Consider the following 11041-nt stretch of genomic DNA (forward strand, 5'->3'; position numbering starts at 1 on the left):
TGGTGGGCCGGCAGCCGGCCGGGCCGCGCGGCGAGCACCGCGCGCGTAGGGGAGCGCACGCCGGGTCCGTCGGCGGCTGCCGGGTCGGTGGCGGGGTTGCGGTTACTGCGCCTCCGGCGGGGGCGCTCCGGCTCCAGGATGGCCGGGGCTCCGTCAGCGGGTCGCGGTCCGTGGATGGTTGCGGTAGGCCATCCCGCCTGCCATCGACCCGTGCAAGCCGAGCAGACCGCCGCCCGACCCGCCAGCGTCCGTACGAGCCGTCAAGGCCGTCTTGACGTGGCGGGCCGGGCGGCGGCCCGCTCCCAGGAGGGCGGGTCGATGGTAGACGGGATGGCAGAGGCGCAGAATGTCATGGTGACCGGATCGGAAAATGCACAGGTCGTACGTCGTCATTACGTCTTCGCACTTCGAGACGAGGTTCCCGCGCCGGACGATGGGTGGACGGTCTACCGGCACGGCCCAGAGTGCTTTGTAGAGGACAGCCCGCGTTGCGAAGGGGAAAACTGTGAGACCGCCGAGGTCTGCAAGCTATTCCTGTTCGAGGGGGAGGACAGGCGCCTATTTGACGGCTTTAAAGACCTATTGTGCACTCTGAGCCGGCTAAGCGGACAACCAGAGCAGGGCTTCGGTTCGGAGTTGGAGCCACTGCCTGTCCGGCGAGTTGTAGCTGCCGTTGGCGCACCATGGCGCGAGGGCGACAACGATGGGGCGCACTACGAGAAGTGCATGTCGCTTCTGCGCGATACTGTCAATGCGCTTAGGCTTGCGACTGGTGCGCACACGCCACAGGTCACTATCGAGCGTGTCTGGCCTGCCTACTTCATTGTCGACGAATACTCTGGCGGAACAATGGAAGCCGAGCAGTTAGTGGTCGTTGAGCATGGTTGGCGTTCAGTGCCTGCTTTGACACGCGATGAGGTTGAGACAGCACATGAGATTCTGATCGCCACCTGGCTTCGGAACCCGACCGAGATCTACGGGAATTTCAGGCTGGAAGCCCAGCGCGCGGCGCAAACTGACGGCGACTATGTTGAGTGCATATTGAAAGCGGCGATTGCCGCCGAAGTGCTCATCAAAAACGTTGCGTGGATGCTGACGTGGGAAGCCACGCATATCTTTAGTAGCGACCCAGCTCCCGGAACCTTCCTAGTCAAGCCAACAAGCGAGGGGAAGCCGCGAGACCTGATCGGTAAAGTGTTATCGCCACGCCTGGGGGGAAATTGGTCAAGCCAGACCCCGCAGCAGCCAATTGGGGCATGGCGAACCGCGATTGCCAAACGGCGGAACGCCATCATCCACCTTGGCTATCGGCCAAGCGCGAAGGAAGCGCACGAGGCGGTAGCAGCGCTGACAGTGCTGGAAGATCACATGGTGGACCGACTGGCCACGAGAGCCGCCGTTTATCCGCGTACCGCGCTTCAGATTATCGGTCGGTCGGGCCTTGAGCGCCGAGGAGCATTCGGAAAGGTGCGAGCCACGTACCAGGGTCAGGATCTGCAAGAGCTGCTCAAGGAGTATCTGTCCTGGGTTGAGGGGCACCTCGATCTCGACCCCTAGAACATCCGTGTCCGATCGCCGGTTGGGTGACTAACCGGGTGACGATCGGTGCGGACGGCAGCGGACAAGCACGGACGATGGCGGATCCCGCCTCTAGGTCAAATGCCACGGAACAGCAGCTCACGCGGTCGTGCTGGTTGCCTTGGGGTCAAGCGCGGCTGGACTTTGGAGGCGTGGGAGGGGGTAGTGGGACCGGCGTGCTCAGCTCTGCGGGCCAAAAGGCTTTCCCTCGACTGGGACGATGTCGAAACCTCCAAGCCTTGCGACCGCCCTGGTTCGCTCGAAGACCTCGCTGCGAGCCGTTGCGACATCCTTGCCCTCGTGCTGCACTCGCCATCTAAGTAGCTGGTCCCTGAGTAGTAGAGCAAGGTCAAGAATGTGTTGCTCCAACTGCGCAAGCACTTCGGGGGGAGCATCGTCCTCAAGGTCAATGCGAGCTACTACCGCCCAGCGGGAGGAATTCTCGATTTCGATGAGTAGCTGAGCCAGGTTGCGGGGAAGATCCGGCAAGTGCGGGGCGACTTCGGCCATCAGCCCGGTCAGCTTCTCCTGCAAGTTGCTTCCACCGTGAACGACCGCTGCCTCATAGTCCACCACGGCGCGTGTCACTACATCTCCGGCGTCCCGGATACGCCTGTCGTGCTGTCGCCTGTCCTCGACACGTGACTTGTAACGCTCAACGACGAAACCGCCCAGGACGCCACCCCCGAGGAACCCGACCACGAGCGTGACGACCGGACCGACCCACCAAGGTCCTGGCGGGGCACTTCCACCATCCGTGACCAGAAAACGAAGCTCCAAAGGGACCAAGAACTCTGCCTTCCGTGTTGCGCCGAGCCAGGCCGCGACCAGGCGTCAAGAGGAACGGGGCCAACATCGACCACCAATGATGGCGAAGCTCGGCCAGCCAGCCAACCGGGTGCGCCTTGGAGCGGGGGCCGGGGCGGCTGCTGCCGACAGCAAGGGTGACAGCAGCAGGCCGGGACTAGGACAGCCTCTGGAGGTCAGACGAGGACAGCCGCCCGAGGTCGCAGACACGGACGGACCTCGCCAGACGAGGCGCCCAGAACTTACAAGCGAGGGGTCCGGGTCGAGTCGGCTGGCTGTGAAAGTGCCTACTCGGCGACGAAGACGCCCACGCCTGGCAGCGTCTCGGTCATTCCCTTGATCCGTAGTACCTGCATGGCGCGATCGATTACCGGCTCGGTGACCTCGTAGTGCCCGATCAGTTCTCGTCGGCTGGGCAGCTTGGAGCCCGGTGGGAACTCGCCGGATGCGATGCGTTCAGCGAGGTCGTCGGCGATCTGCTCGTAGCGGTAACGCGGTGGCACGTGGTTCTCCTCGGTTGGCAACACGAGTAGACCACCTACGTCAGCCCTTGACTACCCAACGCTACCCATGGGAGGTTGTCGAGGAGGTCGATTCCCTCGGTTGGCGCTGTTGGGCCGTCCTCGCCGACGTGGATGTCCGGCGCATTCCCCCGCGCTCGGGCATCCACGTCTTCAAGTAGCTGCGGCACAAGGAGGTGGCAGTGCTCCCTTCGATATGGCCGAGAGGAACGCTCGTGGGCCGGGCGCGCAACGAGCCGGTCAATCGGGTCTCCTACGACGAGTACGTCCTAGCCGTCGCGCTGACCCTCGCCCGGCGACATCGGCCAGTCTGGTCCTGGCAGCACTGGCGGCGGATCTGTCAGTGCGGAGCCAACCTGCCGTGCCGTGCCCGGCACCGAATACCGATCAATCGTGGACACTGGCCGCAGGCGGGTGAGCAATGAGCGGCGGATCGGAGTGGGTGATCCTCGCGGCGCATGTTCAAGGGCTCACCGGCTTGTGTGTCGGTTGCCGGGTGGCTCACGCGAGCGTCGTCCGACTTCTGGGTGGTGCGCGATGACCACCCACGGCCCGGTCATGCCGATCTGGAGCTGCGGAGGCTGTGACCTGCCGTGGCCGTGTTCGACGCGGCGGCGGGAACTGCGCGCGGAGTACGCGGATGCGCCGGTGTCGCTGGCGCTCTACCTCGGGGCATACCTCATCCAGGCCGCCGAGGACATGCCCTGGGCACCCGCCGGCACCCTGCACCGCCGCTTCATCGGCTGGACCCGGCAGCCCCCGGAAGTACAGCAGCGAAGTACAGCAACCGTGCCACCCGCACCGGACCGGAACGAGCGCCACCAGCCCGGATGACCTCGTACGACACCTGATCCGACCGGCCTGCCGTGAGTTCACACCGAAGAGGTCACTGGTTCGATCCCAGTATCGCCCACAAGTCCCCAGGTGCCCCCTGTCCGCAGAATGCGCGGACCAGGGGGCCTTGTCATTTCTGCTCCGGGGGCCGAGCCCCCGGATTCCCCGCGGTGCGGTGGGTGCGGTGCGTTGGTCCGCGCGGGGACCGCGCGTTGGTTTGCGCGGGTGCTGCGAGTTGATTTGCGTGGGTGCTGCGCGTTGGTTTGCGCGGGTGTGTCGGGCGTTGTGGACGGTGATCGGCTTCGTTGCCGCCTTGTCGCAGCGGGTCTGCCAGGAGCGCTGGAAGTTGCGCGGCTCGATGGGTGTGCCGTAGCGGGTGGTGAAGACCAGGTCGTTGTCGTGCCACGCCTTACCTGCCGTCGCGCGTGCTTCGTCGCGTTGGTGTTGGCGCAGTCGGAGTGCGGCCAGGCAGATGTCGGGCAGGGGCAGGGTGGCGTCGGATGCCTGGGTCTTGGTGTCGCGGTGCAGGAGCTTCCCGCGTACGCGTTGCAGTTGCCGGCCGATGGTCAGCTCCCCGGCGTCGAGGTCGACGTCGGCCCAGGTGAGGCCGAGGGCTTCGCCTTTGCGCAGGCCGGTGACGAGGACCAGGGCGTACGCGGCGTAGAGCGGATCGGCGTCGGCGCGAGCGGATTCGAGGAAGCGGCGGGCTTCGTCGCTGGACCAGGACTTGCCGCGTCGACGGCGGACGGTGGCCAGGGTGACCGGCACGGCCGGATTCCTGGTGATGAGGTCTTCGGCCTGGGCGTGGGTGAGGGCGGCCCGGATGTCGCTGACCGTGCGCGTGGACGGGACCGCCTGGCAGCAACGGTCGACCGCGCAGCAGCGCCGCTTCTCCTTGCGGCGGGCGGTGTCCTTGCCCTGGGCGCAGCACTGGCAGGTGCGGGCCACCTGGTTCAGCCAGGTCTGCACGTCGCGCGCCTGGAGCCGGTCGAGTCGCTTGGTGCCGAGGCCGGGGGAGAGGTAGCGGCGCACGAACACGTCCTCGACACCGCGGTTACGTAGTTCGGTGAGGTAACCGGCCCACTGCTTGGCGCCCTCACCGCCGGTCCCGGCCCACATGCCGAGCACGTCGCGTTCCCCGTCGAGGCTGATCCCGACCACGACGTAGACGGGCCGGCTCGCGACCTGCCCTTGGCGGATCTTCATCACCAGCGCGTCGATGAACACCACCGGATAGACCCGGTCCAACGGCCGTTGCCGCCAAGCCTCCATCTCCTCCACGACGCTGTCGGTGACCCGGCTGATCAACTCCCGAGACACGTCAGCGTCATACACATCCGCCAGATGCGCGGCAATCTCCCCGGTCGTCAATCCTTTGGCATACAGCGACAGGATCGCCTCGTTGAACCCGTCCAACCGGCGGACGTGCTTCGGCACGATCCGCGGCGTGAACGACCCGGCCCGGTCCCGCGGAACCTGAATCCGCACCGGCCCGACCTCGGTCTGCACCGTCTTCGCACCGTGCCCGTTACGGATGTTGGTCCGCCGACCCGACTCCTCATCGACGCCGACCTCGTCGAGGTGGGCATCCAACTCGGCGTCGAGCGCCGACTCCAGGACCGTGCGCGTGATCCCCGCAAGGAGACCACCCGGCCCGACCAACGACACTCCGTCGGCCTTGGCCCGCTGCACCAACTGCTGCGCGAACTCCACCTCAGCCACCGACGGCTGCGGAAGCTGAACCGCCTTCTTCTTGTCTGCCACGACGTGGTCCTTCCCGGACAGGATCAACGTCCTGTCCAACGGACCACACCCAGGTCAAACACGGAAATCTACGCAGTCCCGCATTGTGTTGTGAAGTTGGAGCGGCTCCTTGCGGCACGGGAGCAGGCGAAGGTGCTGTCCGGCATCGCCTTGCGTCGCTGGCGTCCATCGTCTTCGTCTTTGAGTCGCCAATCGGTATCGGCCACCGCTCCGACGGCGCATCAACGTCGATATCGAGGTGCCCCGTCGTGTCATGATGTGACTCATGGCACGCATGCGGCTTGGTTGGGCCTCTGTGGTGTTCTTCGTGGCCGGTTTGGCGTCTGCCCTCTGGGCAGTTTTCCTGGTCGGTCAAGGCCTGGAGAAGGCCGATCAATGGTCCAGCGTGGCCGCCTTCGGCGCCACCGTCGTGTTCGGCGTCCTCAGCGTGCTGATAGCTCGTCGATCGAGGCATCCGGCCCAGGAAAGATCCTCTCCCGGTACGCCGAATGATGGAACGCTGCCGCCTCCTGGCAACCAGACCATCAACGTTCACGGTGGCATAGCACCGATCGTCGGTCCCGGCGGAACCCAGACCAACAACTTCAATACAACTCCGCCCGGTACGTGACGACAGAGTCCGAGCCGCCGCCGGAGACCGGCCAGCAAACAATCAACGTTTACGGTGGCATAGCACCGGTCGCCGGCCCGGGCGCGAGACAGATCAACATCTTTCGCCACTACGGCCAGGTGGGTGCTTGGGGGCTGGCCGTGTTGTGCGCCGCTGGTGCCCTTACCGCTCCGCTCTACGCGCAGTCACTCGTGCGGTACAGCATCATGGTGGTCGGTGGCGGTCTGGCTGTCCTTTTCCTTGTGACCGGCTTCCGATCGGGGCCGTCGAAGTCGACGAACATGGACGGCAAATCGGGTGCCCCAGATCCTGGGAGGCTGCGCGAGCCCGCGCGGCAGCTGGCGATGGCGGTGCGCACCAAGGAACTCGACGGCCGCTCGGTTCTGCTGTACAAGGGGCCATCCGAGCTTCCGGCGGACCTGACCTTCACTCCGGTCGAGAACGAGAACATTCTCATCAGCCAGCCTGTCGGCAGCAAACTGCCGCCCGGTTCCCTTCGCGAGGTAGCGTCCTACTACCAGGCACTTTCGCCGAGGCGTCTAGTGATTCTCGGCGAGCCGGGCGCAGGTAAGACGGTGCTCGCCACCGAGTTGATCATACAAATCCTTGAGGCGGGGCTTGCACACCAGGACTGGCCGGCTGGGCCCAACGCGGTGCCGATCAGGTTTAACCTGGCTAACTGGACTGGCGGTGACCTGTCCGGCTTCCTCGCCGAACAGCTTCATCTGCAATACCAGCTGCCCCGCGATGACGCCGAGTGCCTTGCCATCTCCGGGATGATCCTGCCGGTACTCGATGGTCTCGACGAGATGGAGTCCGAGCCGGGCGACCCGCTGAACCGTGCCCAATGGGCGGTGGATCGGATCAACGATTACCACCGGGCACATCCGGACACCGCCGGGTTGGTGCTTACCTGCCGTGACACGGCTTACGGCGACTTGGACCGGCCGATCCTGGACGCCGCCGTCGTGCGGATGCATGCGCTGACCGTCGATCAAATCACCGAGTTCGTCAGTGAGCGACTCGCCGGAGACGGTGAAGAGCAACGGCGGTGGCTTCCCGTGCTGACATCGTTGCGAGCGGAACCGGCCGGAACTGCCTACGATCTGTTGCGGACCCCGTGGCGGCTTACGCTCGCGCTGACTGCAGCGGCGGACGTCGATGCGCTGGACCCCGCCTCGCTGCTCGGCGAGACGGCGGGACGCTTCGAGGCGAAGCTGCTGGATGCCTTTCCGACGGCAATGCTGAACCGCCGTCGCGAGGAACAGAAGATTGTTCGGCCGGGACAGCCGGACAGCTCCGGATCGAGCTTTACGGTCCCAGACGAGCAGACGCTGCGGCACTGGCTGCGGGTGTTGGCTCGCTATTCGAACTCCTCGCTAGCCCTGCACACGATGTGGGCCATCGCCGGCCAGTACCTGGTTCGATTCGTTCACCTTGTCATTCACCTCGCATGTGCGCTGGCCTTCCTCGTCTCGTGCTTGTTCGCGATCATCGGCGGTGCGGGGCACGGCGGGCAGGCAGTCGGCGCTTTGTGGAGCGGCTCCGTGCGGCTCACGGAGCAGCAGAAGGCCGCCATGGTCTGGCTCGCCGGTGCCGGGGTTGTGCTGATCGTCTGGGCTGTGTGGCTCGCTATCACCCCTGCGCCCCGCCGGTCGAAGACGAAATCCGCGAACCACCGCAGCCGGGCGATGCGGCAGATGACCGGCAAGCAGCGCATCGCTGCAATCGCCGAGATTAGTCTGGCGATCGGGTCGGCGCTGGGCCTGCTGGCATGGTTGGTCGGCGGCTGGATCGCTGGCACCGTCGTGGGCGTTTTGGTCGCCATCTTCTTCGGCCTGGCGATGGACAAGGTTCGGCTGGACAAGGGCCTGTCCGGCGGCACTGACCTGCAGCGCGCTTGGCGGCACGACCTGCTCCTCGCGCTACTCGGCGCCGTGCTCGTCGGCACGGTTTTCCCGTTCTTCCTCGGCTATTCGCTGTGGGCTGGCGTGGTCATGGGCGCGATCATGGGTTTTGCTGGCGCTTTTGTGCTCAGTTTGCAAGCGTGGCTGCGCTATGTCATCGCCATGACGATCATGAAGTTCCGGGGCGACCTGCCTTGGCGGCTGGGCGCGTTTCTGGACTGGGCATACTTGGCCGGCCTGATGCGGATCTCCGGGATTGGATACCAGTTCCGTCACCGCCAGTTGCGCGAGTGGTTCGCTCGCAACGGCCCTGCTCAGGACGACCGGTCGAGCGTCGCCGCCGCCCGCTGAGCGTGGAACACGGTGATGGCGAGTAGTCCGGCGCCGGTCGCCGCGATCCAGGGCAGCGCCGCCTCGAACCACCCGGTGCCGAAGCCGGCCATCGCGAGGTCAGCCACCACGAGCAGCACCCGGATCTCGGTGGGGCCGACCCGACCACGCTTCAACCGGGTCGTCCCGGTCGCGGCCGATTCCAGATGTGCGTTAACCAGGAACAACATGCACACAACCAGCAGCGCGGCAGCGGCGGGTCGCGCGCCGGGCAGCGCCACCAGGTAGCCACCGAAGATCGCGGTGACGAAGACCGCGTCCAGGAGATGGTCCATGTGATAGCCCCAGCGCACATGGCCGGAATTCCGGATGCGACCGACCTCTCCGTCCACCAGGTCGGTCAGGTATTGGGCTGCCACGAGCGCGGCTGTGACGTTCCACCAGTGGGCCACGCTGGACGCGAAAGCGGCAACGGCGAGCGGCAGGGTGGCCATCGTGAGCATGCGGGTGCTCACGAACCGAGGCACCCGGGCCGCCAGCCAGCGTTTCAGCGGCCGTTCGGCGAACGACAGCAGGGAGGTCTCGGTGTTGCGGGCGTGGGCGAACATCATGGGGCACAGTTCAACGGGGTAGATACGACTAGAAGGTAGCCATCGGCCGTATAGCTGACAGGAAAGCGCTGCGGTGCCCACGCCTTGATAGCTGGATCGACGAACTTCGCCCGGTCTGGCGGAGCGAACAGGACACCCACGGCCCCGCTCGCGCCAGCGATGATCTCGGCGGTGGTGAGGTGCCCGCTGCTGATCCGCACCCGTGAGGTGTCGACCAGCCAGGGCGGTGTGCGCAGACCGGCACGGGCGGCGATCTCCTGATCGTCAGTGACCAGCACCGAACCGGAGGGCAGGGCGCGCAGACAGCGCAGTATGGCGCTAGTTTCCCGAGGCGAACTGACCGGCAGCGTCAGAGCCTGCACGACGCAGATTAGCGCCAGCGCCGTTGTCGTCACCACCTTCGCTTTCGAGCGCAGCAACGCGAAGAAGCCAGCGGCGATGACTGCGGCGCCTGGGGCCACGAACAGCAGCAGATGGTGCTCGAAGATCGGTCTGTGCAGGCCCGCGACGAGCACCCCGGTAACTCCCCACAGCACGAGCGCGACTAGCGGGCGACGCCGCTCCTGCGGCAGACGGCGCAAGCAGAGATAGGCCCCGGCTCCGGACAGCAGGCCGAACGGCACGATCCACAGGGCGAGCATGGTGATCACACCATCGGGGACCGGCTGCCCCTGGAGGTCCGCCGCGATCAGGCGCAGCCCGACGATCTGATCCCAGGCATGCTCCGGCGGACTGGTCACGATCAGGACCAAGGCGCACACCGCCACGGCCGCAGCCGACACCGAGGCGAGAGCGGCCAGCCGCCGCTGGCATGCCAACGCTGACACAAGCAGGGCGGGTATCACGACCACCGCGATGAGCTTCATACTCAGCGCCGCGCCCAACAGCGTCCCGGAGGCAAGCCACCAGCGCGGCCGTGCCCGGACCGCGCAGACTACGGACCAAGTGACCAGAGCGGCGGTAGGCAGGTCGGCTCCGAACTGAAAGCAGTAGCGCTGCACCGGCGGCAGCAGCGCCACCAGTAGGGCTGCGGCCATTCCGGCGTACCGGCCGGCGAGTACGCAGCCCAGCAGACCGGCTCCGGCCGCGAGCAACACCGCCCAGCCGATCGTGAGCAGCCGAGCCGCTACTTCCCCGGCGTCCAGGGCGAAGGGCAGCGCGGACAGCCACGCATAGAGCGGCGGCTGCGCGAAGAAAACCTCCGAGTACGGCTGGTACCCGTCGGCCACCGCCAGCGCGGTCTGCCAGTACACCCCGTCGTCGTAGTCGAGCCGCACGACCTGCCGCTGGCTCGCCCGCGCCAGGAAGGTCGCGAAGACAGCGACGGCGGTAGCGGCCAGCAAGCCACGTGCCGTGCTGGAGACATTCACAGGCAAGACTCTAATGAGCCCCTCTCCCCTGGCATCGAGCCAGAGCATCCATCTAATACTCCAGCCGCATCTGGTGGAGTTAGAGTCTTCGCTGGTAGTGGGCTGTTCTGGCGCGGTATTGGTGTCGGCGTCGCCATCGTGACCATCGATGGATGTGGTCGAAGGGTCGGGTGGTGGTGATCAGGTGTGCCAGGAGACGGCGGACCTCGCCGAGGGTGAGAGGAATGAGATCGTCCTGGTCGAGTTTGGTGCCCCCTTTTTGGCGTGGGCGGCGGTGACTGCGAGGTAGGCGTGGGCGCACAGAACGAGAGTTATGTGTCGGTACCAGGCGTCGTACCGACGCACCTGATAGTGATCGAGGCCGACCTCGGTCTTGGCGGTCTGGAAGCACTCCTCGATCGCCCAACGGGTCCCGGCGATGCGGATCAGCTGCTCGTCTTGGGTGTCCGTGGGGCCGAAGCACAGGTAGTAGGCCAGGTCCGTGGGGTCGGTGATGCTGCGGCGGATCAGCAGCCAGTGGCCGTAGCCGTCAACCGTGCCGGGCAGGGAGGCCACCGCCCAGTCGTAGAGTCGTGGTCCCTTGGCGCCGTCGCCGCAACTGCGCCGCTTCCACGCTAGTGCCGTGACCATGAAGGTTCGGGGTGTTGGGGTCAGGCTGCGCGGGTGGCGGGTTGGCCCCAGCGTCGTTGGCGTTCGCTTCGGATGCGGG

8 protein-coding genes and 3 pseudogenes are annotated in these 11041 nt (G+C 65.9%); 4 read left to right on the forward strand and 7 right to left on the reverse strand.

Annotation, left to right across the window (positions count from 1 at the left end):
• Positions 1-330: 330 nt before the first annotated feature.
• Positions 331-1557 (forward strand): hypothetical protein, encoded by a 1227-nt coding sequence (locus tag ACIBO1_RS30800; RefSeq protein WP_396752603.1) that lies wholly within the window; start codon positions 331-333, stop codon positions 1555-1557.
• A gap of 201 nt (positions 1558-1758) precedes the next feature.
• On the opposite strand, the gene ACIBO1_RS30805 is transcribed toward ACIBO1_RS30800, so the two are convergent.
• Together ACIBO1_RS30805 and ACIBO1_RS30810 are read right to left on the reverse strand one after the other, a co-directional pair.
• A complete protein-coding gene (locus tag ACIBO1_RS30805; protein ID WP_396752605.1) occupies positions 1759-2280 on the reverse strand; it encodes a hypothetical protein in 522 nt (173 codons plus the stop codon).
• A gap of 392 nt (positions 2281-2672) precedes the next feature.
• A complete protein-coding gene (locus tag ACIBO1_RS30810) occupies positions 2673-2888 on the reverse strand; it encodes a winged helix-turn-helix domain-containing protein (RefSeq protein ID WP_363959060.1) in 216 nt (71 codons plus the stop codon).
• Positions 2889-3443: 555 nt separating this feature from the next.
• Between ACIBO1_RS30810 and ACIBO1_RS30815 the strand changes: the two genes are divergently transcribed.
• The gene (locus ACIBO1_RS30815; RefSeq protein ID WP_396752618.1) at positions 3444-3740 is read left to right on the forward strand and encodes a hypothetical protein; all 297 of its coding nucleotides are present in this window, start codon (positions 3444-3446) and stop codon (positions 3738-3740) included.
• A 264-nt stretch (positions 3741-4004) separates the two neighbouring features.
• On the opposite strand, the pseudogene xerC reads toward ACIBO1_RS30815, so the two are convergent.
• A pseudogene (xerC, locus tag ACIBO1_RS30820) lies at positions 4005-4781 on the reverse strand (tyrosine recombinase XerC); the annotation flags it as partial.
• Between the two features lie 3 nt (positions 4782-4784).
• A pseudogene (locus ACIBO1_RS30825) lies at positions 4785-5504 on the reverse strand (IS256 family transposase); the annotation flags it as partial.
• 265 nt (positions 5505-5769) lie between these two features.
• Between ACIBO1_RS30825 and ACIBO1_RS30830 the strand changes: the two are divergent.
• Positions 5770-6114: a hypothetical protein gene (locus tag ACIBO1_RS30830; RefSeq protein ID WP_396752607.1), complete on the forward strand. Its 345-nt coding sequence runs from the start codon at positions 5770-5772 to the stop codon at positions 6112-6114.
• Positions 6111-8372, forward strand: coding sequence for an NACHT domain-containing protein (locus ACIBO1_RS30835; protein ID WP_396752609.1), 2262 nt, complete (start codon positions 6111-6113; stop codon positions 8370-8372). Before ACIBO1_RS30830 ends, ACIBO1_RS30835 begins: the two co-directional genes overlap by 4 nt.
• Here the strand turns inward: ACIBO1_RS30835 and ACIBO1_RS30840 are convergent.
• The 3 genes and pseudogenes from ACIBO1_RS30840 to ACIBO1_RS30850 all read right to left on the reverse strand — a co-directional run.
• Positions 8336-8962, reverse strand: coding sequence for a CDP-alcohol phosphatidyltransferase family protein (locus ACIBO1_RS30840; RefSeq protein WP_396752611.1), 627 nt, complete (start codon positions 8960-8962; stop codon positions 8336-8338). The two genes, ACIBO1_RS30835 and ACIBO1_RS30840, sit on opposite strands and share 37 nt — an antisense overlap.
• Positions 8959-10332 carry an ArnT family glycosyltransferase gene (locus ACIBO1_RS30845; protein ID WP_396752613.1) on the reverse strand — a complete coding sequence of 458 codons (1374 nt, stop codon included), beginning with the start codon at positions 10330-10332 and terminating at the stop codon, positions 8959-8961. The genes ACIBO1_RS30840 and ACIBO1_RS30845 overlap by 4 nt, the downstream gene beginning before the upstream one ends.
• Positions 10333-10512: 180 nt before the next feature.
• Positions 10513-11041: pseudogene (locus tag ACIBO1_RS30850) on the reverse strand (IS701 family transposase); the annotation flags it as partial.

The organism is Micromonospora sp. NPDC049903 (genome assembly GCF_044460945.1).
In the GTDB taxonomy this organism is placed as follows: Bacteria; Actinomycetota; Actinomycetes; order Mycobacteriales; family Micromonosporaceae; genus Micromonospora.